35 protein-coding genes, 2 tRNA genes and 2 pseudogenes are annotated in these 22,921 nt (G+C 32.7%); 36 read left to right on the top strand and 3 right to left on the bottom strand.

Annotated features, from left to right (window positions below):
- The first annotated feature begins 4 nt into the window (after positions 1–4).
- The 35 genes and pseudogenes from leuB (at position 5) to STK_RS02320 (ending at position 21,518) form a co-directional block, all read left to right on the top strand.
- Complete coding sequence (gene leuB / locus STK_RS02485; protein ID WP_010978405.1) at positions 5–1,018, top strand: 3-isopropylmalate dehydrogenase; 1,014 nt, start codon at positions 5–7, stop codon at positions 1,016–1,018.
- A gap of 68 nt (positions 1,019–1,086) precedes the next feature.
- Positions 1,087–4,297 (top strand): annotated as a pseudogene (gene ileS, locus STK_RS02480) (isoleucine--tRNA ligase).
- Positions 4,230–4,973 carry a putative RNA uridine N3 methyltransferase gene (locus STK_RS02475; RefSeq protein WP_010978403.1) on the top strand — a complete coding sequence of 248 codons (744 nt, stop codon included), beginning with the start codon at positions 4,230–4,232 and terminating at the stop codon, positions 4,971–4,973. Before ileS ends, STK_RS02475 begins: the two are co-directional and overlap by 68 nt.
- Before the next feature lie 50 nt (positions 4,974–5,023).
- A complete protein-coding gene (locus STK_RS02470) occupies positions 5,024–6,055 on the top strand; it encodes a 50S ribosomal protein L3 (RefSeq protein WP_010978402.1) in 1,032 nt (343 codons plus the stop codon).
- 5 nt (positions 6,056–6,060) lie between these two features.
- Positions 6,061–6,861, top strand: coding sequence for a 50S ribosomal protein L4 (rpl4p, locus tag STK_RS02465; protein WP_052846313.1), 801 nt, complete (start codon positions 6,061–6,063; stop codon positions 6,859–6,861).
- Positions 6,858–7,106 (top strand): 50S ribosomal protein L23, encoded by a 249-nt coding sequence (locus STK_RS02460; protein ID WP_010978400.1) that lies wholly within the window; start codon positions 6,858–6,860, stop codon positions 7,104–7,106. Before rpl4p ends, STK_RS02460 begins: the two co-directional genes overlap by 4 nt.
- A gap of 10 nt (positions 7,107–7,116) precedes the next feature.
- Positions 7,117–7,833, top strand: a complete 717-nt coding sequence (locus tag STK_RS02455; RefSeq protein ID WP_010978399.1) for a 50S ribosomal protein L2 — start codon at positions 7,117–7,119, stop codon at positions 7,831–7,833.
- A gap of 37 nt (positions 7,834–7,870) precedes the next feature.
- A complete protein-coding gene (locus STK_RS02450) occupies positions 7,871–8,293 on the top strand; it encodes a 30S ribosomal protein S19 (RefSeq protein WP_010978398.1) in 423 nt (140 codons plus the stop codon).
- Between the two features lie 3 nt (positions 8,294–8,296).
- On the top strand, positions 8,297–8,767 hold the full coding sequence (locus STK_RS02445; protein WP_010978397.1) for a 50S ribosomal protein L22: 471 nt from the start codon (positions 8,297–8,299) through the stop codon (positions 8,765–8,767).
- A 3-nt stretch (positions 8,768–8,770) separates the two neighbouring features.
- Positions 8,771–9,448 (top strand): 30S ribosomal protein S3, encoded by a 678-nt coding sequence (locus STK_RS02440; RefSeq protein WP_010978396.1) that lies wholly within the window; start codon positions 8,771–8,773, stop codon positions 9,446–9,448.
- A complete protein-coding gene (gene rpmC, locus STK_RS02435; RefSeq protein ID WP_010978395.1) occupies positions 9,445–9,711 on the top strand; it encodes a 50S ribosomal protein L29 in 267 nt (88 codons plus the stop codon). Before STK_RS02440 ends, rpmC begins: the two co-directional genes overlap by 4 nt.
- On the top strand, positions 9,708–9,941 hold the full coding sequence (locus STK_RS02430) for a ribonuclease P component 1 family protein (protein WP_052846311.1): 234 nt from the start codon (positions 9,708–9,710) through the stop codon (positions 9,939–9,941). Before rpmC ends, STK_RS02430 begins: the two co-directional genes overlap by 4 nt.
- Positions 9,941–10,282, top strand: coding sequence for a 30S ribosomal protein S17 (locus STK_RS02425; protein ID WP_052846880.1), 342 nt, complete (start codon positions 9,941–9,943; stop codon positions 10,280–10,282). The genes STK_RS02430 and STK_RS02425 overlap by 1 nt, the downstream gene beginning before the upstream one ends.
- 5 nt (positions 10,283–10,287) lie before the next feature.
- Positions 10,288–10,704: a 50S ribosomal protein L14 gene (locus tag STK_RS02420; RefSeq protein WP_052846308.1), complete on the top strand. Its 417-nt coding sequence runs from the start codon at positions 10,288–10,290 to the stop codon at positions 10,702–10,704.
- Positions 10,705–11,118 (top strand): 50S ribosomal protein L24, encoded by a 414-nt coding sequence (rplX, locus tag STK_RS02415; RefSeq protein WP_052846306.1) that lies wholly within the window; start codon positions 10,705–10,707, stop codon positions 11,116–11,118. It begins immediately after the preceding gene.
- 1 nt (position 11,119) lies between these two features.
- Positions 11,120–11,851 (top strand): 30S ribosomal protein S4e, encoded by a 732-nt coding sequence (locus STK_RS02410; RefSeq protein WP_010978391.1) that lies wholly within the window; start codon positions 11,120–11,122, stop codon positions 11,849–11,851.
- The gene (locus STK_RS02405; RefSeq protein ID WP_010978390.1) at positions 11,848–12,384 is read left to right on the top strand and encodes a 50S ribosomal protein L5; all 537 of its coding nucleotides are present in this window, start codon (positions 11,848–11,850) and stop codon (positions 12,382–12,384) included. The genes STK_RS02410 and STK_RS02405 overlap by 4 nt, the downstream gene beginning before the upstream one ends.
- A 5-nt stretch (positions 12,385–12,389) precedes the next feature.
- A complete protein-coding gene (locus tag STK_RS02400) occupies positions 12,390–12,554 on the top strand; it encodes a 30S ribosomal protein S14 (protein ID WP_010978389.1) in 165 nt (54 codons plus the stop codon).
- A gap of 6 nt (positions 12,555–12,560) precedes the next feature.
- Positions 12,561–12,962 (top strand): 30S ribosomal protein S8, encoded by a 402-nt coding sequence (locus STK_RS02395; RefSeq protein ID WP_010978388.1) that lies wholly within the window; start codon positions 12,561–12,563, stop codon positions 12,960–12,962.
- Between the two features lie 9 nt (positions 12,963–12,971).
- Positions 12,972–13,532 carry a 50S ribosomal protein L6 gene (locus tag STK_RS02390; protein ID WP_010978387.1) on the top strand — a complete coding sequence of 187 codons (561 nt, stop codon included), beginning with the start codon at positions 12,972–12,974 and terminating at the stop codon, positions 13,530–13,532.
- On the top strand, positions 13,516–13,911 hold the full coding sequence (locus STK_RS02385) for a 50S ribosomal protein L32e (protein ID WP_010978386.1): 396 nt from the start codon (positions 13,516–13,518) through the stop codon (positions 13,909–13,911). Before STK_RS02390 ends, STK_RS02385 begins: the two co-directional genes overlap by 17 nt.
- A 7-nt stretch (positions 13,912–13,918) precedes the next feature.
- Positions 13,919–14,374: a 50S ribosomal protein L19e gene (locus STK_RS02380; protein ID WP_010978385.1), complete on the top strand. Its 456-nt coding sequence runs from the start codon at positions 13,919–13,921 to the stop codon at positions 14,372–14,374.
- A gap of 3 nt (positions 14,375–14,377) precedes the next feature.
- A complete protein-coding gene (locus tag STK_RS02375) occupies positions 14,378–14,968 on the top strand; it encodes a 50S ribosomal protein L18 (protein WP_010978384.1) in 591 nt (196 codons plus the stop codon).
- Entirely contained in the window at positions 14,968–15,612 is a 645-nt protein-coding gene (locus STK_RS02370; protein ID WP_010978383.1) for a 30S ribosomal protein S5, read from the top strand. The genes STK_RS02375 and STK_RS02370 overlap by 1 nt, the downstream gene beginning before the upstream one ends.
- A 1-nt stretch (position 15,613) precedes the next feature.
- Complete coding sequence (locus STK_RS02365; RefSeq protein ID WP_010978382.1) at positions 15,614–16,090, top strand: 50S ribosomal protein L30; 477 nt, start codon at positions 15,614–15,616, stop codon at positions 16,088–16,090.
- The gene (locus STK_RS02360) at positions 16,091–16,525 is read left to right on the top strand and encodes an uL15 family ribosomal protein (protein ID WP_010978381.1); all 435 of its coding nucleotides are present in this window, start codon (positions 16,091–16,093) and stop codon (positions 16,523–16,525) included. It begins immediately after the preceding gene.
- A gap of 16 nt (positions 16,526–16,541) precedes the next feature.
- Positions 16,542–17,933: a preprotein translocase subunit SecY gene (secY, locus tag STK_RS02355; RefSeq protein WP_010978380.1), complete on the top strand. Its 1,392-nt coding sequence runs from the start codon at positions 16,542–16,544 to the stop codon at positions 17,931–17,933.
- Position 17,934: 1 nt separating this feature from the next.
- Complete coding sequence (locus STK_RS02350; protein WP_052846302.1) at positions 17,935–18,519, top strand: adenylate kinase; 585 nt, start codon at positions 17,935–17,937, stop codon at positions 18,517–18,519.
- 6 nt (positions 18,520–18,525) lie between these two features.
- Positions 18,526–18,960 (top strand): hypothetical protein, encoded by a 435-nt coding sequence (locus tag STK_RS02345; protein ID WP_010978378.1) that lies wholly within the window; start codon positions 18,526–18,528, stop codon positions 18,958–18,960.
- A gap of 23 nt (positions 18,961–18,983) precedes the next feature.
- The gene (locus tag STK_RS02340) at positions 18,984–19,247 is read left to right on the top strand and encodes a 50S ribosomal protein L34e (RefSeq protein WP_010978377.1); all 264 of its coding nucleotides are present in this window, start codon (positions 18,984–18,986) and stop codon (positions 19,245–19,247) included.
- A complete protein-coding gene (gene cmk / locus STK_RS02335; protein WP_010978376.1) occupies positions 19,244–19,786 on the top strand; it encodes a (d)CMP kinase in 543 nt (180 codons plus the stop codon). The genes STK_RS02340 and cmk overlap by 4 nt, the downstream gene beginning before the upstream one ends.
- Positions 19,787–19,827: 41 nt before the next feature.
- Complete coding sequence (cedA1, locus tag STK_RS02330) at positions 19,828–20,061, top strand: DNA import protein CedA1 (protein WP_052846299.1); 234 nt, start codon at positions 19,828–19,830, stop codon at positions 20,059–20,061.
- 3 nt (positions 20,062–20,064) lie between these two features.
- Positions 20,065–20,823 (top strand): DNA import protein CedA, encoded by a 759-nt coding sequence (gene cedA, locus STK_RS02325; protein WP_010978375.1) that lies wholly within the window; start codon positions 20,065–20,067, stop codon positions 20,821–20,823.
- 5 nt (positions 20,824–20,828) lie between these two features.
- Positions 20,829–20,984, top strand: a complete 156-nt coding sequence (gene cedA2, locus STK_RS15130) for a Ced DNA import system-associated protein CedA2 (protein ID WP_198429729.1) — start codon at positions 20,829–20,831, stop codon at positions 20,982–20,984.
- A gap of 114 nt (positions 20,985–21,098) precedes the next feature.
- Positions 21,099–21,518 (top strand): archease, encoded by a 420-nt coding sequence (locus STK_RS02320; protein WP_010978373.1) that lies wholly within the window; start codon positions 21,099–21,101, stop codon positions 21,516–21,518.
- Here the strand turns inward: STK_RS02320 and STK_RS02315 are convergent.
- Together STK_RS02315 and STK_RS02310 are read right to left on the bottom strand one after the other, a co-directional pair.
- Positions 21,495–22,028: an archaemetzincin family Zn-dependent metalloprotease gene (locus tag STK_RS02315; RefSeq protein WP_052846297.1), complete on the bottom strand. Its 534-nt coding sequence runs from the start codon at positions 22,026–22,028 to the stop codon at positions 21,495–21,497. The two genes, STK_RS02320 and STK_RS02315, sit on opposite strands and share 24 nt — an antisense overlap.
- A gap of 23 nt (positions 22,029–22,051) precedes the next feature.
- Positions 22,052–22,142, bottom strand: a tRNA-Phe gene (locus STK_RS02310).
- Positions 22,143–22,578: 436 nt separating this feature from the next.
- Between STK_RS02310 and STK_RS14735 the strand changes: the two are divergent.
- Positions 22,579–22,737: pseudogene (locus tag STK_RS14735) on the top strand (putative integrase); the annotation flags it as partial.
- A gap of 31 nt (positions 22,738–22,768) precedes the next feature.
- Here STK_RS14735 and STK_RS02305 read toward each other — a convergent pair.
- Positions 22,769–22,844, bottom strand: a tRNA-Gly gene (locus STK_RS02305).
- Between the last annotated feature and the right edge of the window lie 77 nt (positions 22,845–22,921).

Below are 22,921 nucleotides of genomic sequence, written 5' to 3'. Positions count from 1 at the left end.
CCACATGGGCTTTACTGTTGCTTTAATACAAGGAGATGGAATTGGACCAGAAATAGTATCTAAATCTAAGAGAATATTAGCCAAAATAAATGAGCTTTATTCTTTGCCTATCGAATATATTGAAGTAGAAGCTGGTGATCGTGCATTGGCAAGATATGGTGAAGCATTGCCAAAAGATAGCTTAAAAATCATTGATAAGGCCGATATAATTTTGAAAGGTCCAGTAGGAGAATCCGCTGCAGACGTTGTTGTCAAGTTAAGACAAATTTATGATATGTATGCCAATATTAGACCAGCAAAGTCTATCCCGGGAATAGATACTAAATATGGTAATGTTGATATACTTATAGTGAGAGAAAATACTGAGGATTTATACAAAGGTTTTGAACATATTGTTTCTGATGGAGTAGCCGTTGGCATGAAAATCATAACTAGATTTGCTTCTGAGAGAATAGCAAAAGTAGGGCTAAACTTTGCATTAAGAAGGAGAAAGAAAGTAACTTGTGTTCATAAGGCTAACGTAATGAGAATTACTGATGGTTTATTCGCTGAAGCATGCAGATCTGTATTAAAAGGAAAAGTAGAATATTCAGAAATGTATGTAGACGCAGCAGCGGCTAATTTAGTAAGAAATCCTCAAATGTTTGATGTAATTGTAACTGAGAACGTATATGGAGACATTTTAAGTGACGAAGCTAGTCAAATTGCGGGTAGTTTAGGTATAGCACCCTCTGCGAATATAGGAGATAAAAAAGCTTTATTTGAACCAGTACACGGTGCAGCGTTTGACATTGCTGGAAAGAATATAGGTAATCCCACTGCATTTTTACTTTCTGTAAGTATGATGTATGAAAGAATGTATGAGCTATCTAATGACGATAGATATATAAAAGCTTCAAGAGCTTTAGAAAACGCTATATACTTAGTCTACAAAGAGAGAAAAGCGTTAACCCCAGATGTAGGTGGTAATGCGACAACTGATGACTTAATAAATGAAATTTATAATAAGCTAGGCTAAAAGTTTTTAAATCACTACTTTATCTATTATCGAGGTGATCTAGATTATCCTCCCCTACAATAAAGCCTTTGCCATCTAAATTTGATCCTCTTTCTACAGAAAAAGAAATATTAAAGTTTTGGGAGCAAAATAAAATCTATGAAAAATTAAAAGAATATAACAGTAAATTTGAGAAAAAATTCCTATTTATAGATGGGCCACCTTATCCTTCAAGCCCAATCCCACATATAGGAACCGTTTGGAATAAGGTAATAAAGGATTGTATACTAAGATATGAAAGGTTAGCAGGATTTAGGACCTATGATCAGCCTGGTTATGATACTCATGGTTTGCCTATAGAAGTTGCAATAGAAAAACAACTTGGAATACAAAAGAAATCGGATATAATAGAAAAAATAGGAGTTGATAATTTTGTTAATAAGTGTAAGGAATTTGCATTAAATAACGCATCTTCTTTGACTGCAAACTTTAAGAACATAGGAATTTTTATGGACTGGAACAACCCCTATATGACATTACATAATGACTATATTTCTAACTCTTGGATGCTAATCAAGAAAGCATATGAAAGAGGATTATTATATAAAGGAGTACATGTTTTACATTGGTGCCCTAGATGCGAAACAACATTAGCTGATTATGAGGTTTCAGAATATAAAGAAATTGAAGACCCATCAATTTATGTGAAATTTAAAGTAAAAGGCTCAGAAAATAGGTATTTAGTTATTTGGACTACAACACCATGGACTTTACCGGCAAATGTCTTTGTTATGATTAATAAAGATTATGAGTATGCTGAAGTCGAGGTCAATAATGAGATACTAATTATGGCAAAAGATAGAGTAAGTGATGTTATGAAAGAAGCAGGAATTAAAAACTATAAGATAGTAAGGACATTTAAAGGAGTGGAATTAGTTGGATTACAATATATACACCCTTTGGCAGATATAGTCACAGCTCAGAAAGGGCTTGACAATTATCATATAGTCGTTGATGCTGGAGAAGAAGTAACGTTAACTGAGGGAACGGGTCTTGTTCATTCTGCTCCAGGTCATGGTGATATTGACTTTGAAATAGGCAAAAAAATTGGAGCACCAGTAGTTATGTTAGTTAATGATAGAGGTGAATTCTTACCAGAAGCTGGAAAATATGTTGGAAAAAATGTACGAAGTGCCGCTGAAGAAATTATTAATGACTTAAAACAGAGAAATGCCTTACTGCATTCTGGCAAGGTTGTCCATAGATATCCTGTATGTTGGAGATGTAAAACACCTCTAATTTTGAGGGCTATAGAGCAATGGTTTATAGGAGTATCTAAACTAAAAGAGGAATTGTTAAAAGAGATTGACAATGTTAAATGGGTACCTGACTGGGGTAAGACAAGAATAGGAAATATGGTAAGAGAGATTAGGGATTGGGTAATTAGCAGACAGAGATTTTGGGGAACACCATTACCAATATGGATATGTAAGAATTGTGGAAACATAATTGTTATAGGAAGTAGAGATGAGTTAGAAAAAGTAGCAATAACAAAAGTACCAGAGGATTTACATAGACCATGGATAGATAAAGTAGTTGTCCGATGTAATAAATGTGGAGGAGAAGCTCATAGAGTTCCAGATGTGGCTGATGTGTGGTTTGATAGTGGGGTAGCTTTCTTCGCTAGCCTAGGTAAAGATTGGGAAAAAAAGTGGAAAGAAATAGGTCCCGTTGATTTAGTATTAGAGGGACACGATCAATTACGAGGATGGTTCTTTAGCCTACTAAGGGCTGGTGTTATATTATTAGATAGAGCACCATATAATGCAGTTCTAGTCCATGGGTTTATGTTAGATGAACAAGGTAGAGAAATGCATAAGAGTCTTGGAAATTATGTAGAGCCATCTCAAGTAACTGAAAATGAAAAATATGGTAGAGATGTCTTGAGATTATGGTTACTCAGAAATACAACATGGGAAGATGCAAAGTTCTCTTGGAAAGCACTTGATCAAACAAAAAGAGATTTAAACATTATATGGAATGTGTATGTTTTCGCATCAACATATATGAACTTAGACAACTTCGATCCAAGAATATATAACCTAGACAACTTAAAACAATACCTGAGGATAGAAGATTTATGGTTATTATCTAGATATAATAGAGTTGTAAAAGAAGTAAAGGAAAGCATGAACGATTTCAAAGTCCATGAGTTAGCAAATAAAATGACAAGTTTCATCATAGATGATATAAGTAGGTTCTATCTAAGATTAGTCAGAAAAAGAGCTTGGAACGAAAGTAATGACCCAGATAAGATAGCAATGTATTATGTACTTTATGAAGTTCTCAAGGGATCACTAGTACTTTTATCCCCGGTAATTCCGTTTACTACTGAACGAATATACCAGGATTTTGTAGTAGATAAGAAGGATTCTGTTAGCATGGAAAGCTTACCAGAAGTAAAAGAAGAATTCATAAATGATAAAATTGAGAAAGAATTTGAACTAAGCAAAGAGATTGCAGAAGCTGGATTAAATGCTAGAGCCAAGGCTGGAATTAAATTAAGATGGCCAATAAAGAACGCATATGTATTTCTAGTCTCGGATATAGACGTTGAAATGGCCAATAATGTAAAAGAAGTAATAAAGTTCTTATTAAATACTAAAGACGTAGAAATTGGAGGAATAGAAGGCTATAGAAGGTTTAGTAAAATTAAGGCCACACCAAACAGAGGTACAATTGGACCCGATTTCAAAAGGCTTACTAACAAAATAGTAGAATATATAGAAAATAACTCAGAAAAAGTAGCTTCGGATATTATAGCTAAAGGTTACCATGAAGTTGTAATAGAAGGAGAACCAGTTCAAATCAAGGTTAATCATGTTAATATACTAGAAGAAACTGAAGAAGGTTACATATCTGCTAGGTTTAACAAGGGAGTAGTAGTTCTAAAGAAAGAAATAAGTAAAGAAGAGGAAGAAGAAGGAATAGTTAGAGATATTATAAGAAGAATCCAGTTTATGAGAAAGCAACTTAATGTGCAAATTAATGATTATATTCTGTTGTATATAAAAGCACCAGAGGAAAGAACAGAAATGTTAAAGAAATGGACTGATTACATCAAATCAGAGACTAGGGCTAAAGAAGTTATTATAGGAGAAGTAAAAGGAGACCTAATATTACCATGGGAAATAGAGGATGAAGAATATATTATTGGTGTAAGTAAATCTTGATGTTTCCTTATCCAAGAAGAAAAGAGTTAAACGTGATTCTTTTTACATCAATTTTTTCAACAGATAAAAGCTTAACCGAAATTACGTTAAAAATGTCCTTCATACTCAGAACCTTAACTATTTTTAGAGTTTCAAAGCTTTTTTGGATAGATGATTTAAGAAATAAATATATAAAAAGAGTTATTATTGATATAATTAATTATGCACTTAAACCACCATATTTAAAGAAAGAAATAAAAATAAGAAAAACGCTTAGTAAAGTAGGTCTACTTAATCCTATAAATATCCCTTCTCACATAGTGGAAAAAGAAGCTATAGAAGGAGAATATAGAATCGGCTCTAAAGGTTTTTTTGGGTTAGAAAGTAAGATTAATACAAAATCTAACGTTATTTTAATAGTAAACTCTAACCCCGTAAGAATTAAAGAGTACAATTTTTACCCTTACTATAATGGATTTAAGTTTTATTTTTTAAATAAAAATAATATTCTTGGAAAATTTGAAAATCTTCTAATTGCAAGCAGATCTGGAAAAGATCCAATAAAATACTCAAGTGAAATAAAAGATATGTACGAGAAAAAAGGAATAACATTAATTATAGGTCCCCCATCAGGTGGATTATTAAAACAATTGAGTGACTATATACATGTTTACAATTTTTTACCAAATCAGGGGGTAAAAGATATCAGAGTCGAAGAAGCTCTTATTTCATCTCTTTCGATACTTAATTTCATCTTAGGATAGATACATTTTTATACGGAGATTTTTAAAAATGAGAGAACGAGGGAAAATTAATGGGTCATCGTAAGCTTGCTTCGCCAAGGAGAGGTTCCGCAGGTGTACGACCAAGAAAGAGAGCTAGCGAAATTTTGCCTACGCCTAGAAGCTGGCCTACTATACAATCTAATGAACCTAAATTGTTAGGCTTTGTAGGTTACAAAGTTGGCATGAGTCATATTTTTATGATTGACGATAAGCCTACTTCTCCTAATTATGGAAAAGAAATTTATGTTCCAGTTAGTGTTATAGAGACACCCCCAGTCATTCCATTAGCTATTAGAGCCTATGTAATGGGGCCTAAGGGCGAACCTACAACATTAACTGAATATTGGGGAGATATCAGTGAAGATCTTTTAAAATTAATCCAACAAAGAAAAGTAACTAGATTAAAAATAGATAAAGAAAAGATGAAAGGAAAATTAGATGAAATAAATAATAAGTTAAATGATATACTGTATTTAAGAGTCCTTATAGCGACACAACCTAAATTGGTCCCTTCATTAGGTAAAAAGAAACCAGAAATAGTCGAAGTACAAGTAGGAGGAGGAGATATAAAATCACAATTAAATTACGTTTTAAATATTCTTGGCAAACCTCTAAGTGTTAAAGATGTGTTTAAGGAAGGCCAACTAATTGACATTATTGGTGTTACTAAGGGAAAAGGATTTCAAGGCGTAGTAAAAAGATATGGAGTTGTAGAGCTACCTAGATGGCATAAGCACAGAAAAGGTAGCAGAAAAGTAGGAGCTAGGGGCCCTTCATTCTCCACACCAAGCTATGTGCCACAACCAGGTCAAATGGGATACCATAGAAGAACAGAATATAATAAGAGAATTCTAAAAATTTCTGATGATCCAAATGAAATTAATCCTAAAGGAGGGTTTGTGAATTATGGTATTGTTAGAAATACATATTTAATTATAGAGGGTTCAATAATTGGGGCAAAGAAAAGGCCACTATTCCTCAGATATCCTATAAGACCTAGTTGGATACCTCAGTCTGCACCTAAGATAACATACGTTAATTTATATAGTCAGCAAGGGTGAAATATATGTATTTAGAGCTTCAAATTAAAAAAACTCATATTTTTGATCTAAAAGGAAATAAAGTAGAAGAAATAGAATTACCTATTTTCTTTAGTTATCCTGTTAGGAAAGATCTAATTAGAAGGGTATTCATTTCAGAATTCACAAAGGCTCTACAACCAAAAGGAAGAGATCCTATGGCTGGTAAAAGAACTTCAGCTTTAAGCTTTGGTATTAATTTAGGTTTAGCAAGAGTCCCTAGAGTAAAGACAACTGGTGAAGCAGCTTTAGCACCAAATACTGTGGGAGGAAGACTAGCTTTTCCACCAACGGTTGAAAAGAAATTAGTAGAAGAGGTAAATAAGAAAGAAAAGAAACTAGCAATTATAAGTGCATTAAGTGCTACTGCTAATATGAACTTTGTAAAGAATAGAGGTCATGTATTTTCAATTGATACTCTTCCCATAATTGTAGTTGACGATATTACAAAGCTAACTAAAACTAAGGAAATAATTGAGGTATTAGAATCTTTAAAAGTCTATGAAGATGTGGAGAGGGTTAAGGATAGAATTAGAATTAGATCTGGTAAAGGTAAGATGAGAGGAAGAAGATATAAGGAGCCTAAAGGACCGTTATTTGTAATTCATGAGAATAATCCTGTATTTGTCAAGGCCGCAAGCAATATCCCCGGAGTTGATGTAATATTAGCGAGTGATTTAAGTGTAATACATCTTGCACCTGGAGGGCATCCAGGTAGATTAACAATTTATACTAAATCTTCTATTGATGTATTACGTAAAAGGTTTGAGGGGAGGTTAGCATTATGATAATAAAAGAATTTCTTACTACAGAAAAAGCAATAAAACTTATTGAAAGTCAAAATACGTTAACAGTTATTGTAAATAAAGAAGCAACAAAAGCTGATATAAAAAGAGAAATAGAGAAAATGTTTAATGTGAAAGTAGATAAAGTAAATACCTTAATAACGATTAGAGGAGAAAAGAAGGCATATGTAAAGCTTAAAAAAGAATTTAATGCAAGTGATATAGCTCATAGACTAGGAATATTATGAGGTGAAAATTATGGGTAAGAAATTATTACAACAAAGGGCAGGAAGAGGAGGTATTAATTTCAGAAGCCCTAGCTGGAGAAGAGTGGGTAAGGCTAAAATACCAAATATAGAAGGGGAACATATAGGAAAAGTAATTGATATTGTACACAATCCTGGGACAAATGCTCCATTGGCATTGATTAAATTAGATGATGGAACAAAGTTTTATGTTCCTTCTGTCCAAGGACTAGTAGTAGGGCAAAAGATCCAGATTGGTAAAAATGCTGCAATAAGTAATGGTAATATAGTAGAAGTAGGAAATGTACCAGAAGGAACTATAATATCTAATATTGAAAAAACTAGGGGCGATGGAGGAAAATTTGCCAGATCTGCTGGAACATATGGAGTAGTTGTTGGAAAGACAGGTGATAAAGTGCTAGTGAAATTATCATCAGAGAAAATAGCTCAAGTTAGTAGTAATGCAAGAGCTATAGTTGGAGTTGTAGCTGGAGGAGGAGTTACTGAAAAACCATTATTAAAAGCTGGTAACAATTATTGGAAATATAAAGTAAAAGCTAAGAAATGGCCGCACGTAAGAGGAGTTGCAATGAACGCTGTTTCACATCCACATGGTGGTGGTTTACATCAGAGTGTAAGCAGACCGTCAACAGTGTCAAGAAATGCCCCTCCAGGCAGAAAAGTAGGCCATATTGCAGCAAGAAGAACGGGTAGAAAAGAAGGTGCATGAATTTTTAAATTTGTATATATATTGATAAGGTGATACGATGTCATTAGAAATCCCACCTGAATGGAAAAAGTTTAGATATAGAGGAAAATCATTAGATGAATTATTAAATATGCCTATGGACGAATTTATTAAATTATTACCTTCAAGACAAAGGAGATCATTAAAGAAAGGGTTTTCAGACAAGCAGAGAAGATTACTAGAAAAAATCCGAAAGTATGTGAGAGAAGGAAAGTATAGTAAAACTATAAAGACTCATGTGAGAGATATGATAATTTTACCAGAAATGGTAGGGTTAAAATTCGCTGTTTATAATGGAAAAGAATTCGTGGAATTTCAGGTAGTCCCAGAGATGATAGGACATTATCTAGGTGAATTCTCGATAACTACGAAGAAAGTAGAACATGGAGAGCCTGGACTTAAGGCTACAAGATCAAGCTTATTCCTAGCTATGAAGGGATGAAAAATGGCTGGTTGGACTTACCCTAAATTAGATATTGATGAAAACAAGTTAGCAAAAGCTGTTATAAAAAATGTTCCAGCTTCAATAAGAGATCTTTATAATGTATGTAAAGCTATAAGGGGAATGAAGCTTAATGATGCAAAGCAATTTTTAAATAATGTATTAGAGGAAAAGGAAGCATTACCATTTTGGAAACACTCTCATGGAGCTTCACATAGATCTAATATTTCTCCTAAATGGAAAGTAAAAAGTGGTAGATATCCCAAGAAGGCAATAAAATATGTTCTTAAAGTTCTAGAAAATGCTGAAAATAACGCAAATTCTAAAGGATTAGATCTAGAGAATGTAAAAATAGTTCATATTGCTGCACATAAGGGGATAATATTAAAGAGATACATGCCAAGAGCTTTTGGAAGATCTACACGTAAATATAGATACACTTCTCATATAGAAGTTATCTTGGGAGAGGTGTAAAATATGGTTTTAGTAAAGAAATATTTCCTTCAAAGATCTATGACAAAAGTAATGGTGGATGAATATTTAGCTAAACAATTTTACAATGCTGAATATGCTGGTGTAGAAATAGTTAAAACACCAATAGGCACAAGAGTTATCATTTATGCTGGAAGACCAGCCCTCATAATAGGAAAAGGTGGTAAAACTATTAAACAATTAGCTCAAATGTTAGAGAGGTATTTCGGTCTAGATAATCCTCAAATAACTGTTACTAGCGTAGAAAATCCAGAGTTAAATGCAAGGGTTATGGCTTTTAGACTAGCAATAGCACTAGAAAAAGGTTATCATTTTAGGAGAGCTGCTTTTATAACCATAAGAAGAATTATGAATGCTGGTGCATTAGGAGCAGAAGTAATTATTAGCGGAAAGCTTACTTCTGAAAGAGCTAAGTACGAAAAACTTAAAGAAGGAGTTGTTTATAAGAGTGGTGCTTTCCTGGATAAGATTGTAGATAGAGCTGTTGCAATAGCTATGTTAAAACCAGGTGTATATGGAGTCGAAATATTAATCACAAAACCAATGAAAAGTGTTGATAAAATTGAACTAAGAGAACAACCTAAAGGACCCGGCGAGAATATGGTAACTGTGACTAATGTAAGTTTCATTGAAGAGTCTCAGAAAAGTGGTGAACAGAAATGAAGAGTAAGGAAATATTAGGTTACGATATAAAAGAGATTAGCAACCAAACTGTGGAACAATTAATAGAGAAGAAAAAAGAATTGCAAGGAAAGCTAAATGATTTACAACAAGAATTATTAAAAAGAAAAGTTGAAGCTAGAATGGGGACTCTAAAGAATACTGCTTCTATCAGGAATTTAAGAAAAGATATAGCTAGAATATTAACATTACTTTCAATTATAAATAAAGAAATAGAAAATAAAAAGAAGGAGAGTAAAAAATGATTGATTTAATAGGTAGTAAAATTAAAGTTTTAGGTCATTCTGATCCTTCTTTAATAGGTAGAGAAGGGATTATTTTATTTGAAACTAAAAAAACTTTTTTAATTCAGACACAAAATAAAATAATTCGTGTATTAAAAAGTAATGGAATTTTCGAAATATATTCTGAAAATAGGAAAGTCATTTTACCTGGTTCTAAACTTGTTGGTAGAATAGAAAAAAGGTGGTTATAATGGGTAAAAAAGGTGCCTTAGTAAAAAATATAGGAATTGAAGGAGTAAATCCACCCTCTAAAACTTGTGATGATATAAATTGTCCATTTCATGGAAACCTAAGAGTGAGAGGAATAATACTAGAAGGAAGACTAATAAGATATAGAGCTGAAAAAACGGGTGTAGTAGAAAGAGATTATTTATTCTATGATACAAAGTATAAGAGATATGAAAGAAGAAGAAGCAGAATCCATGTTCACATACCTCCATGTTTAGATGTCAAAGAAGGAGATAACGTTATAATTGCTGAATGTAGACCTATAGCTAAATCAGTTTCATTTGTGGTTATAGGTAAGAGGTGAATAAGATGCCCGAAAAACTCCAGGTTTTAGGTAGTAGAAAAGGACTTACACCCGGATTACAACATTATACTACAGTAACTGTTGCAGATAATAGTGGTGCTAAAGAAGCTGTGATTATAGGTATTTATGGCTACAAAGGAGTATTAAGAAGAATACCTTTTGCGAATATAGCTGATTTAGTGATGGTTTCAGTTAGAAAAGGTACTCCAGAAGTTAGAAAACAGAAATTTAAAGCTGTAATAGTTAGACAAAGAATGCCATTTAGAAGACCAGATGGAACATGGATTGCTTTTGAAGATAATGCAGTAGTAATAGTAAACCCCGATGGAACACCTAAAGGTACTGAGATAAGAGGACCGATTGCAAAAGAAGCTGCAGAAAGATGGCCTAAAGTTGCAAGTATTGCGACAATGGTGATTTAATTGGTCTCTCATAAACCATCAAAACAAAGATTACTACTCTATAATTTACCCAAACATCAAAGGCATAAATTATTAACAGCAAAATTATCTAAGGAACTACAACAACAATATGGCATAAAGAGATTAGCAATTAGAAAAGGAGACACTGTTAAAGTTATGAGAGGAGACAAAGATGTACTAAATTTTGAAGGAAAAGTAGTAGAGGTTAATAGAAAAACTGGAAGGATAGCTATTGAAGGATTAACAAGAAAAAAAGCTGATGGAACCCCAGTTTATAGATGGATTCACGCTTCAAAAGTAATAATTACTAAATTAGACCTATCTGATGCAAAAAGGAAAGAAATCATAGAAAGGAAAAGAAAAGCAAGAGAAGAATATTTAAAGAAGAAAGAACAAACTACGGAGGCGAAATGAATTGGCCCACATAACAAGATTTGAAGCTCCTTGGTTCTTAAATTTAAGTAAAAAAGAGTATAAGTGGACAATAAGAGCTAATCCAGGTCCTCACAAACTATCAGAAAGTATTCCCTTAGCCTTATTATTGAAACATTACTTAAATGTTGCCGAAACAACAAGAGAAGCGAAGAGGTTAGTTGTTGAAGGAAAGATTATGGTTGATGGAAGAGTTAGAAAAGATTATAAGTTTCCTGTAGGATTAATGGATGTTATTTCAATTCCTTCCTCAGATTTGTACTTTAGGATTGTTCCAGATAACATAAAATACTTAATGCCAGTAAAAATTAGTAAAGAAGATGCAAAATATAAATTTGTTAGAATAGTAAATAAAACAACTAATAAAAATGGAAATATACAATTGAATTTAGAAGATGGAAGAAATATTCTAATTCCGAAAGAAAAAGTACCAGAAATGAACTATCCTACTTTAACAACACTAAAAATTGAAATTCCTTCACAAAACATAATTAAAAGTTATGAGCTAAGTGAAGGAAAGTATGCTATAATTATTGGTGGTAGAAACGTAGGATTACATGGAGTAATAAAAACTATTCAATATGCTAAATATAAGAAAAGGAAATACAGTATTGTTACTATTGAACAGAAAAATGGAGAATCTGTACAAACTAATTTACAAAATGTTATGGTTATAGGTGATAGCGAAATCGATCCTAATGTAGGGGTGAGATGATGGCAGAAACCCAAACAGTTAATCCCATGAGAAAACTACGACTAGAGAAAGTTACTGTCAATATCGGTGTAGGAGAAGCTGGAGAAAGATTACAAAAAGCATATCAACTTCTTCAAGAACTTACTGGAGTAAAGCCAGTTTATACTATTGCAAAGAGAACAATTAGAGAATTTGGAGTTAGAAAAGGAGCACCTATAGGAGTTAAGGTAACATTGAGGGGTAAAAAAGCTGAAGAATTTCTTAATAAAGTATTAGCTGCTGTAGGTCACAGAATAAAAGCATCCAGTTTTGATGAGTATGGTAATGTAAGTTTCGGAATTGCTGAACATGTTCTTATACCAGGTACTAGATATGATCCAGAGATAGGAATATTTGGAATGGATGTCGCTATAACTTTAGTAAGACCAGGATTTAGAGTAGCAAGAAGAAGGAGAAAAAAAGCTCATATTCCAAAAAGACATAGAACAGTTAGTAAAGAAGAAGCAATGGAATTCCTTAAGCAAAACTTTAATGTAACTATTGTAGAAGGGTGAGAGAAATGGGTAAATATAAGCCTCCAGCTGAGAGAAAATATGGAAGAGGAGTACAAGTTTGTAGAAGGTGCGGTAGTAGAGATTCTGTTATTCAAAAATATGGATTATACTTATGTAGACAATGTTTTAGAGAAGTAGCTTATGAAATGGGATTTAAGAAAACGAGGTGAATAATTATGGTTAATCTAAATCCTTTAGCAAATGCATTAACAACAATCTACAATAATGAGATGAGAAGAAATAAGCAAGCCATAATTATGCCTGCTTCAAAACTTATTATTAATGTATTAAGAGCAATGCAAAAAGAGGGATATATAGGGGAATTTGAGTTTATAGATGATGGTAGATCTGGAAAAATAGTTGTACAACTTTTGGGCAGAATAAACAAATGCGGGCCAATAGCACCACGATATCCTCTTAAATATAAAGATTTACTAACTTTGCCGGACTATGTAAGACGATACTTACCATCAAAGGAAATTGGTGTTCTAATAATTTCTACAAATAAAGGTGTCATGACTCATAAAGATGCCATTAGAGAAAGAATTGGTGGAGTAGCTTTAGGTTATGTTTATTGAGGTGAAAACATGAAGGCAGTTCATCTATATGAGGAAATAGAAATTCCACAAGGCATTAATGTAAATATTGAAGGAATGAAGATAAAAGTTAAAGGACCTAAAGGAGAAATAGAAAAAGACTTTAGTCATATTAGTGGCATAGAAATAAGAAAAGAAGATAATAAAATAGTTGTAGAGACTACTTTTGCTGATAGAAGAAAAAAAGCTCAGTTTTACTCTATAATTGCACATATAGAAAACATGTTTACTGGTGTTACTAAAGGCTATAGATATTACTTAAAAATTATTTACACACATTTCCCAGTTACGGTTAAAGTTTCTGGCAATGAAGTCCAAATTCAAAACTTAATTGGAGAGAAAAATATTAGAAGAGCAAAAATAATGACCGGTGTAAAAGTGAATGTAAAAGGAGAGGATATCATTGTAGAAGGTCAAGATATTGAAAAAGTAGGACAAACCGCGGCTAACATAGAACTTGCATCAAAAATTACTGGTTATGATAGAAGAGTTTTTGCAGATGGCATTTATATTTATAAAAAAGAGGTGATTGGAAGTGAACAAACAGATTAACATTAGGAAAATACAAGAAAAAATAAAGAAAATTAGAGAGAAGAAAATTAAGTTTCTAAGGTATGATTGGGATAAGTTTTATAGAATAGGCAGGCAAGAGACATGGAGAAAGCCTAAAGGTATAGATAATCCAGTAAGATTAGAACTAAAAGGATATCAGCCAAAAGTAAAAATAGGCTTCAGATCACCAAGGGAAATTAGAGGTTTACATCCCTCGGGTTTAATTCCATTCTATGTTAATAATAAGAAAGACTTGGAAAAAGCATCACAAATGAAAGATAAAGTAATAGTGGTCTTCTCATCAACGATAGGTTTAAAAAAGAAATTAGAATTAGTTGAAGAGGCTAAAAAAATGGGATTAAAAATAGCCAATGGGTGAGAGTTAGATGCCAGAGTTTGCTCTTCAAAGAAGACTTGCAGCAGAGCTTACTAATGTTGGAGAAAATAATGTGAAATTTAATACAAATTACTTAGATGATATAGCCTCAGCTATAACTAGAGATGAGATTAGAAAATTAATAAAAGAAGGAAAAATTATTATAGAGAAAAAGAAAGGTATTAGTAGTGGGAGACTAAAAGAAAAGAAAGAAAAGAGGAGAAAAAGAGGAGAAAAAAGGAAGAGTGGAAGTAGAAAAGGACCAGCTGGCGCAAGAAGAGGTAAGAAAGAGCAATGGGTTCTAAAGATTAGAAAAATAAGAACATACTTGAAATGGCTCAGAGATAATGATGTTATAGATAAGAAAACATATAGATTAGCATATAGAAAAGCTAAAGGAAACTCTTTTAGGAATCTCTCTGATGTAAAAAATTATCTTAAACAATTAGGCGTGAAGGTGGAGTGAAATATGGCACATGGTCCTAATTATAGAGTAAAGTATAGGAGAAGAAGAGAAGGAAAAACTAATTATTATAAGAGATATACATATGTTATAAACAACACCACAAGGTTAGTAGTAAGATTAACGAACAAATACATAATAGCACAAATTGCTAAGTTTAATCCAAAAGGAGATGTTATTGTAGTAGCAGCACATTCTATGGAGCTTGCTAAGAAATTTGGCTGGAAAGGAGATCTGAACAACACACCTGCTGCCTATTTAACTGGATACTTATTAGGTGTTAGGGCCTTAAAGGCTGGTATAAAAGAAGCTGTGGCTGACATTGGACTTTTCGTGCCTGTAAAAGGTAGTAGGATATTTACAGCTATTAAAGGGGCTATTGACGCTGGTCTCAGCATCCCAGTAGGAGATCTGGGTATAAAAGAGGATAGAATAAAAGGAGTTCATATAGCATCTTATGCCCAGAAATTAGAAGCTGAAAATCCTGAATTATTCAAGAGATTATTTTCTAAGTATTTAGAAAGGGGATTGCATCCTAAAGATCTTCCTTCACACTTTGAAGAAATATTAAATAAAATTAAATCTGGTGGAGCATAATGGCAGAAGAGGTTCCTGTAATTAACCCAGAAGAATGGAAACCTAGAACAAAAGTAGGTCAGTTAGTTAAAGAAGGAAAAATAACATCTATGAAAGAAATCTTTGAGAAAAATTATCCAATAACAGAGCCAGAAATAGTGGACGTGTTATTACCTAAATTGAAATACGAAGTAATGGACATAAAGATAGTGCAAAAGCAAACTGACGCTGGTGAAATATCTAAGTACAAGGTTTTAATCGTAATGGGAAATATGGATGGTTATGTCAGTTATGGTACTGGCAAGGCTAAACAATTAAGAGTAGCTATCCAAAAAGCCATAAAGAATGCTAAAATGAACATAATCCCAGTTAGAAGAGGATGTGGAAGTTGGGAGTGTACCTGTGGTGAAGCTCATAGTTTACCTTTTAAAGTCTATGGAAAGGCTGGGAGTGTTGAGGTTTTGCTAATGCCAGCTCCAAAAGGTACTGGGCTGGTAGTTGGTCCAGCTCTAAAAACTTTATTGACTTATGCAGGAATTAAAGATGCATGGTCTTTAACTAGAGGATCTACATATACTACAGAGAACTTTATAAAGGCTGGATATAATGCACTTTATAATACATATAAGTTTGTTACTCCAGTGGATTGGATGAGGAGGAAGTAATATGACTAGACTTTTAGGAATTATTAGAATAAGAGGATATGCAGGCACTCCCTGGTATATCCAGGATACATTGAAAATGCTAAGATTACCAAGAAGATTTAATGCAATGGTGTATGAAGATTCATCATCCATTAGAGGGATGTTGAAAATAGCTGAACCTTACATAACATGGGGAGAGCTAAATGAAGAAGGACTTAAATTACTTCTAACTAGATTACATACTAAAATAGGTAATCTTAAAATAACAGATGACATACTTAAAAGTCAATTAAAGATAGAAAGTTACAATTTATTTGTAAAGAAGATTATGGACGGAGAAATAAAACTGCATAAACTTGATGATTATTTCAAATTACCTATACGACTTCACCCACCAAGTGGTGGTTTTAAAGGAAAAATAAATAGACCTTTTAGTGTTAAAGGTGAATTTGGTTATAGAGGAGAAAAAATTAATGAACTAATTAAGAGGATGGTATAAATGACTGTGAGAAAAGAAAAGAAAAGCAGAAAATATAGAGGATATAGGACTCATGGTTGGGGAACAAAAGGACAACATAGAGATAGAGGTGCACAAGGAAGTAGGCAAATTGGAATGCATAAGGAAAAATGGTCATGGTTAGTAAAATATGGAGAAGGATGGTATGGAAAGCATGGATTTGTTAATCCTACAAGTAAAGTGTATAATGTTATTACAATGAGAAAGCTTCAAGAACTTATTGAAAAAGGCGAAATAAAAATAAAGGATGAGAATGGAAAGAAAGTAGTTGATTTAACTGAATATAGATATGATAAACTTATAGGCTCATCTGGACTAAAAATACCACTAGTAATTAAGGTGAATATGGCCAGTAAAAAAGCAATTGAAAAAGTTAAGGAATTAGGAGGACAAATTATATTAACCACAAGTGAATAGGCTTTTTTAGAGTAGTATGGGTTTTGTTGATTTTCTTGCTACACTAGGAGAATATTTACCAGCTGTAACTAAACCTAAAGATAGACCTTCTTTGGCAACTAAACTCCTTTGGTCGTTTATAGCTGTTATTGTTTATCTAGTAATGGCGTCAATACCACTTTATGGAGTTACCTCAGCAAATTCGTTCTTAAGCAATTTTTTGGCTGAAGAAATTATTTTTGCCTCAACTCAAGGTACATTAGCTCAACTAGGAATAGGTCCTATCATTACTTCTGGTTTAATTATGCAAATATTAGTAGGTTCAAAACTAATTCAAATGGATTTAGCTAAAGAAGAAGATCAAGCTAGATTTACTGAAGCAGAAAAAGGATTAGCTTTCGTTTTCATTCTAGTAGAATCTGCCTTATTTGGTTACGTGTTTACAAGAACTGCTGGTAATATTGAACTATCAGCTATTGTAACAATACAATTAATTGTTGCTACATATATAATTTTACTTCTAGATGAAATGATTCAAAAAGGATGGGGATTAGGATCTGGAATAAGTCTGTTTATATTAGCTGGTGTAACTAAAATTATGTTTTGGGATATGTTTGGTATTGCAGCAGTTAGTAATCAAAACTTACCAGTAGGTTTCTTCCCCGTGTTAATATCTGACATAGTAAGTGGAAAGAACATACTATCATTAATAGTAAATACGAGCACAACTACACCATTTCAACCAGATCTAGTAGGACTTATTTCTACCATTGGACTAATTATATTAATAATATATCTAACTAACATAAATATACAAATCCCAGTAACTACACAGCGATTAAGAGGGATAAAGACTACAATTCCATTAAACTTCTTATATGTTAGTAGCATCCCAGTAATATTTGTAAGTGTTTTAGGTGCTGATTTCCAATTATTTGCATCGTTAGCTTCCTATATATCATCTCCTGCCTCTACAGTCTTAACAGATATTGCAAATGCGTTTTTCTTCCCTCCAGCTAATGTCCCACATAGTGTGTTTGCTTTAGTAGTTGACCCAATAGGAGCAGTAATCTATGCAGTCGTATTTATTGTATTATCCATTATATTCGGTATTCTGTGGATTGATGTCGCTGGTCTTGATCCAGCAACACAAGCGCAACAAATGGTTGAAGCTGGGATGGAAATACCGGGAATGAGAAATAGTCCTAAAGTAATAGAAGGAATTCTGGCTAGGTATATATATCCGTTAGGTTTCTATAGTTCTCTTATAGTAGGAGTAATTGCTGTGTTAGCAACTTTTCTAGGAGTATATGGAACTGGTGTAGGAATTTTGCTAGCAGTAACTATAGCTATTCAGTACTATAATTTATTAGCTTATGAGAGAACGTTAGAAATGTACCCACTATTAAAGAGAATAATCGGTGAGTAAAATGAAAATTGGAATAGTAACTGGAATACCTGGTGTGGGAAAAACTACTGTTCTTTCTAAAGTTAAAGAAATACTAGAAGAAAAAAAGATAAATAATAAGATTGTTAACTATGGAGACTATATGTTAATGACTGCTATGAAATTAGGATATGTAAATAACAGAGATGAAATGAGAAAGCTTCCCGTAGAGAAACAAAAACAACTTCAAATTGAGGCAGCAAGAGGGATAGCGAATGAAGCTAAAGAAGGTGGAGATGGTTTACTTTTTATTGACACACACGCTGTTATAAGGACTCCATCAGGTTATTTGCCTGGATTACCTAAGTATGTAATAGAAGAAATTAATCCAAGAGTTATATTCTTATTGGAAGCTGATCCAAAAGTTATTCTGGATAGGCAAAAGAGAGATACTTCAAGAAGTAGGAGTGATTATAGCGATGAGAGAATTATTTCTGAGACAATTAATTTTGCCAGATATGCAGCTATGGCATCCGCGGTATTAGTAGGTGCTACAGTAAAAATCGTAATAAACGTAGAAGGAGATCCTGCTGTTGCAGCAAACGAGATAATTAACTCCATGCTGTGAATTTTCATGAATTTAGGTATTTTTTACATAATTGGTATTTCTTTCTTACTTAATTTTCTTATGTACATAGAATATAAATTTTATTTATTAAATAAGATGAATATTACAATAGAAAAAATAAGGGAATATGAGGATAGAGTAGTTAAAATTTCTTCTCCTAAAAGAAGAGATAAGACCTTAAAAAAGATATCAAAGGAGGTTGATTATTATACGGCGAAACTAAGAAATTATATGTTTATTCAATCATTAACGCTTATTTTTGTCTACATGGTAGGACTATTTATTATTCTAGATTTTGTAAATGTGCCAATTTATTTTCCTTACAGTATCCCATTAACTGTAACATATAGTGGAAAACACATAATAAGTAGTTTATTCATCTATATATTATCCTTTTTACTATTTACTCCATTATCGTTAAGGAGACCGAAGACTATTTAAAACCTCTGCTCAAATTTTTATATATGCCTAACCCTCATTATCGTTCTACATCTTATAGAAAAATTCATACAAAACTACCCTCTGGAAAATCAACGATACATTACGAAAGAAGAAAAAATAATAGGGCAGTTTGTGCTATATGCAAAAAACCTCTTCAGGGTGTAAAGACAAATTTACTATATAAGTATTCTAAAACTGAAAAAAGACCAGAAAGAATGTATGGAGGTTATATTTGTTATAAATGTCTTGAGAACTTAATCAAGCAAACTTTGAGAGGAAGTTCATGATTATTGTTATAAGCGGTCCTCCAGGTAGTGGAAAGTCTACAGTAGCTAAAATCTTGTCCAAGAATCTATCCTTGAAATATATTTCTGCAGGGCATATATTTAGAGAATTAGCTGAAAAAGAGGGATTAAGCTTATTAGAACTTAATAAAAAAGCTGAAGAAAATTTTGAAATAGATAAGAAAATTGATAGAGAAATTTTTAGAATAGCATCTACTGAAAAGAATATTATTATTGAATCTCATATAGGAGGTTGGTTATTAAAAGATATAGCTGATATTACAGTATATTTAAATGCTAGCATAGAAATTAGAGCTATGCGAATTGCAAAACGTGATAATATTCCTTTTACTAAAGCAATAGAACAAATCATTGAGAGAGAAGAAAGTCATTCTAGAAGATTTTTAGCTTATTATGGTATTGATTTATCAGATTTATCTGTTTTTGATTTAGTTATAAATACAGATAATTTACAACCAGATGAAATCAGTAAAATAATAGAAGCATACCTCAATTTTATGTTAGCAAAAAATATTCATTAATCTCTCTCTTGTTATTAAGAGAGCAATATAATTGAACAAAAATGACGCTCTTAAGTTTCATCGAGAATCTAAATAGTACTATAACTGAAGTGGCATGGAGTATATTTGTATTAGCTTGGGCTGTAGGATGGGCCTTACGAGGATCCCCAATTCCAATTTTCAGAATTAAGAGAGGAGGACAAGACCTCATAGAAGATGCAATAATCGCAGCTTTCTTTTTAGCTATAGGCAGTACTATATTCTATTTCATATCTTATATAGCATCACAGGTGTAAAAAATGTGGAATATATTTGATTTCCTATTTTATGCTCAAATCCTAGCGTCACTCACTTACTCATTAGGAGCATTATTCTATGCCTTACCTATACCAATATACGGTGTAAAGAAATGGGGTCCAAGAATGATAACAGACTCTATTTATATTATAGTGTGGATTACAATATACACAGTTGTTCTAAGCCTTATGCAACAATTATTAAGTCTACTAGGTGCGTCATGGAGTTCTTATTTTCAGTGGTTATATGCAGTGGAGAATTATGATATTATCCAATATGAGATTATAGAGGCAATTGTTAACGCTACGCAGTATGTTTCTGGTACTTTTGCACCTTTTATGCTATTTACTTTTCTCCTGTCTATGGCTACATCATTTATTGAATTTCTCACTATAATCTCTCAAATGATATATCAATATTCTGGATTATTTATAGCCATGGGAATATTATTAATGGCAATACCGTTTAGGATAGGTAGAGCTATAGGTGCCTCATTTATAGCATCTTCAATAATATTCTATATAGGATTACCCTATTTGCCTATTTTCCTTACGCAGTTGGACTTGAATATTCTTAATATTCATCTATCATCGTCTCCTAATATCTCAATAGTATTACAATATGAAATCCCAGAGATTTTTATAGCTAATCTACTCGCACCCACAAGTTATATCATATTATTGAGCGGACTAAGCATTGGTTTAGGAAATACAATAGGAGGTTATGGAAGTAGAGTACCATTTTTAATTGATATAGTGTGATAAAGATGAAAAGCTATGAAGTAGTATCATTCCTCGTATTAATTAACTCAGCAATAGTATACTATTATACAAAAAATATAGAATATTTAATTACAGGAATTTTCTTATCTTTAGCAATACTACTTGGAATAAAATTTATTTTTGAGAAGTTTGTTGCGTAGTAACTCCTTTTTTAGCTTCTTTTTTTACTTCTTTTGTCATAAATAGAGTTGTTCTTTGTCTTCCACCCATTACACATCAATTAAAAATAAATTCCTACTAGCCTTTATATTTTTATGCAAAAATTTGAGTTCTTTGAACACACTGCTGATATAGGTATACGAGCTTACGGAAGAAATTTAAATGAGGCATTTGAAAATGCAGCGGTAGCTGTTTTTGAAGTTATGACTGACACAAGTAAAGTTGAACCCAAAGAAATGAGAGAAGTTAAAATAGATGGATATGATTTGGAGAATTTATTATATAGATGGATTGAGAGCTTATTAGTGTACTACGATTCTGAAATTATGTTATTTAGTAAGTTTTATGTGAATATCGATGAAAAAAACTTAACTCTTGAAGGAAAAGCTTGGGGTGAAAAATTCGACCCAAACAAACATGAAAGAAGAACTGTAGTTAAAGCTATGACTTATCATGAGATGAAAATAGAAAATAAAGGAAATTATTACATTTTAACTTTTGTTGTTGATATTTAATTTTGCTCTACATTCTTCGCAGAAAGATGCTGATTTATTATCTACTTCTGCAATGGAATTACTAAACCTCATTACACATGTAGGATTCGAACAATGGCCTAAACCTAACGTATGGCCTAATTCGTGCGTTACTTCTTTTTTAACTCTCTCTATAAATAGTTCGAAATTACATTTTTTCTTATAAAAATCATTTTTTAATCTTACAAGAAAAACAGTACCAAATTTTTTAGTAGAAAGACCAAAAACAAAATTCAAACCTCTTGCATAAGCATCTATTTCTCCTATAGCTATAATTGCATCATATGGGAATTTATCAAACTTAGAAGAAACATACTCTAGTATTTTTTCAGCATCATATTGTGATCTTTGCCAATCAAAATAAGATATGTTTATATGTTCTATTTGACTTAATACATCTACATGAAAACCTAGTTGTGAAAGATGATTAGTTATTTCATTAATTACACTTCTATCAATACTAGTTATTTTTACGATAAGTACTCTATACAACAGGAGACACCTTATGTAATAAGTGCCGCCGCGGGGACTTGAACCCCGGACAACCCGGTCACTGCGTGCATCTACTCTTCAGCCGGGCGCTCTCCCGGGCTGAGCTACGGCGGCATTATAATATATGATACATGAATTTAAAGGTTTAATGGTTATTTTTTATATGGGGACCTGGCGACACTCTATTGAGAGACCCTAATTGGGTTCGATGAGATAGGGTCTCCAGAGGTCCCTACAAATAATACAAATTTAAGCAATTGAGAAAAATTCGGAAAAATTACACTCTGTTTAATAATTTATAGGTAACGGAACTAGAACTAAGTAAAGTAAAAACCAAGAAATTAAAAGTGTTAGTAAAACAGAAACTTTATCGCTATTTAGGAATCTTAAGGCGCTAAATTTTTACCAGCTACAGTAGTCTCTGAAATTCAATTATTTGCAAAGTAACGGAATCTTTTTTCGTCTTCTGTCAATTCAACTTTTTTTTTTTAAAAAAAAAGTTGCCAAAGCTTTTAAATGTGAATTGGCAACCACAATACTGTGAGGCGAAATGGCGGATAAACAACGTAGATATAAATTCGGTGAATATATTTTACGTGAGAGGAAAGGTCGGTATTATGTCTATAAGCTGGAAACGATAAACGGTGAGGTAAAAGAGCGTTACGTCGCCCCGTTAATTGACGTCGTTGAGACTTACATAAAATTGAAAGAAAGCGGGAGTGTGGGGGTGTCCCCCACAGTGCGGCCGCCGGGATTTGAACCCGGGATTACCGGCTTGGGAGGCCGGCGTCCTAATCCAGACTAGACGACGGCCGCAACATATATATCTGCTATTGGGAATAAAAATTTTTGATGATGATAAGAGGGTCGAAAGATCGATGATATACGCTGGA

Source organism: Sulfurisphaera tokodaii str. 7 (assembly GCF_000011205.1).
In the GTDB taxonomy this organism is placed as follows: domain Archaea; phylum Thermoproteota; class Thermoprotei_A; order Sulfolobales; family Sulfolobaceae; genus Sulfurisphaera; species Sulfurisphaera tokodaii.
The sequence above is the reverse complement of the archived record's forward strand: the minus strand, read 5'-3'. Positions and strand labels throughout refer to the sequence as shown.

Bases quoted from the DNA above. Each gene is read 5' to 3' on its own strand.
- rpl4p (WP_052846313.1), top strand. From the start codon at position 6,061: ATGTATTTAGAGCTTCAAATTAAAAAAACTCATATTTTTGATCTAAAA.
- STK_RS02470 (WP_010978402.1), top strand. From the start codon at position 5,024: ATGGGTCATCGTAAGCTTGCTTCGCCAAGGAGAGGTTCCGCAGGTGTA.
- STK_RS02350 (WP_052846302.1), top strand. From the start codon at position 17,935: ATGAAAATTGGAATAGTAACTGGAATACCTGGTGTGGGAAAAACTACT.
- rpmC (WP_010978395.1), top strand. From the start codon at position 9,445: ATGAAGAGTAAGGAAATATTAGGTTACGATATAAAAGAGATTAGCAAC.
- STK_RS02340 (WP_010978377.1), top strand. From the start codon at position 18,984: ATGCCTAACCCTCATTATCGTTCTACATCTTATAGAAAAATTCATACA.
- STK_RS02380 (WP_010978385.1), top strand. From the start codon at position 13,919: ATGCCAGAGTTTGCTCTTCAAAGAAGACTTGCAGCAGAGCTTACTAAT.
- STK_RS02405 (WP_010978390.1), top strand. From the start codon at position 11,848: ATGATGGCAGAAACCCAAACAGTTAATCCCATGAGAAAACTACGACTA.
- STK_RS02390 (WP_010978387.1), top strand. From the start codon at position 12,972: ATGAAGGCAGTTCATCTATATGAGGAAATAGAAATTCCACAAGGCATT.
- STK_RS02375 (WP_010978384.1), top strand. From the start codon at position 14,378: ATGGCACATGGTCCTAATTATAGAGTAAAGTATAGGAGAAGAAGAGAA.
- STK_RS02420 (WP_052846308.1), top strand. From the start codon at position 10,288: ATGCCCGAAAAACTCCAGGTTTTAGGTAGTAGAAAAGGACTTACACCC.
- STK_RS02450 (WP_010978398.1), top strand. From the start codon at position 7,871: ATGTCATTAGAAATCCCACCTGAATGGAAAAAGTTTAGATATAGAGGA.
- STK_RS02395 (WP_010978388.1), top strand. From the start codon at position 12,561: ATGGTTAATCTAAATCCTTTAGCAAATGCATTAACAACAATCTACAAT.
- STK_RS02460 (WP_010978400.1), top strand. From the start codon at position 6,858: ATGATAATAAAAGAATTTCTTACTACAGAAAAAGCAATAAAACTTATT.
- STK_RS02440 (WP_010978396.1), top strand. From the start codon at position 8,771: ATGGTTTTAGTAAAGAAATATTTCCTTCAAAGATCTATGACAAAAGTA.
- STK_RS02430 (WP_052846311.1), top strand. From the start codon at position 9,708: ATGATTGATTTAATAGGTAGTAAAATTAAAGTTTTAGGTCATTCTGAT.
- cedA (WP_010978375.1), top strand. From the start codon at position 20,065: ATGTGGAATATATTTGATTTCCTATTTTATGCTCAAATCCTAGCGTCA.
- STK_RS02370 (WP_010978383.1), top strand. From the start codon at position 14,968: ATGGCAGAAGAGGTTCCTGTAATTAACCCAGAAGAATGGAAACCTAGA.
- STK_RS02425 (WP_052846880.1), top strand. From the start codon at position 9,941: ATGGGTAAAAAAGGTGCCTTAGTAAAAAATATAGGAATTGAAGGAGTA.
- cmk (WP_010978376.1), top strand. From the start codon at position 19,244: ATGATTATTGTTATAAGCGGTCCTCCAGGTAGTGGAAAGTCTACAGTA.
- STK_RS02365 (WP_010978382.1), top strand. From the start codon at position 15,614: ATGACTAGACTTTTAGGAATTATTAGAATAAGAGGATATGCAGGCACT.
- STK_RS02320 (WP_010978373.1), top strand. From the start codon at position 21,099: ATGCAAAAATTTGAGTTCTTTGAACACACTGCTGATATAGGTATACGA.
- cedA2 (WP_198429729.1), top strand. From the start codon at position 20,829: ATGAAAAGCTATGAAGTAGTATCATTCCTCGTATTAATTAACTCAGCA.
- STK_RS02400 (WP_010978389.1), top strand. From the start codon at position 12,390: ATGGGTAAATATAAGCCTCCAGCTGAGAGAAAATATGGAAGAGGAGTA.
- STK_RS02475 (WP_010978403.1), top strand. From the start codon at position 4,230: ATGTTTCCTTATCCAAGAAGAAAAGAGTTAAACGTGATTCTTTTTACA.
- secY (WP_010978380.1), top strand. From the start codon at position 16,542: ATGGGTTTTGTTGATTTTCTTGCTACACTAGGAGAATATTTACCAGCT.
- STK_RS02445 (WP_010978397.1), top strand. From the start codon at position 8,297: ATGGCTGGTTGGACTTACCCTAAATTAGATATTGATGAAAACAAGTTA.
- cedA1 (WP_052846299.1), top strand. From the start codon at position 19,828: ATGACGCTCTTAAGTTTCATCGAGAATCTAAATAGTACTATAACTGAA.
- leuB (WP_010978405.1), top strand. From the start codon at position 5: ATGGGCTTTACTGTTGCTTTAATACAAGGAGATGGAATTGGACCAGAA.
- STK_RS02360 (WP_010978381.1), top strand. From the start codon at position 16,091: ATGACTGTGAGAAAAGAAAAGAAAAGCAGAAAATATAGAGGATATAGG.
- STK_RS02455 (WP_010978399.1), top strand. From the start codon at position 7,117: ATGGGTAAGAAATTATTACAACAAAGGGCAGGAAGAGGAGGTATTAAT.
- STK_RS02345 (WP_010978378.1), top strand. From the start codon at position 18,526: ATGAATTTAGGTATTTTTTACATAATTGGTATTTCTTTCTTACTTAAT.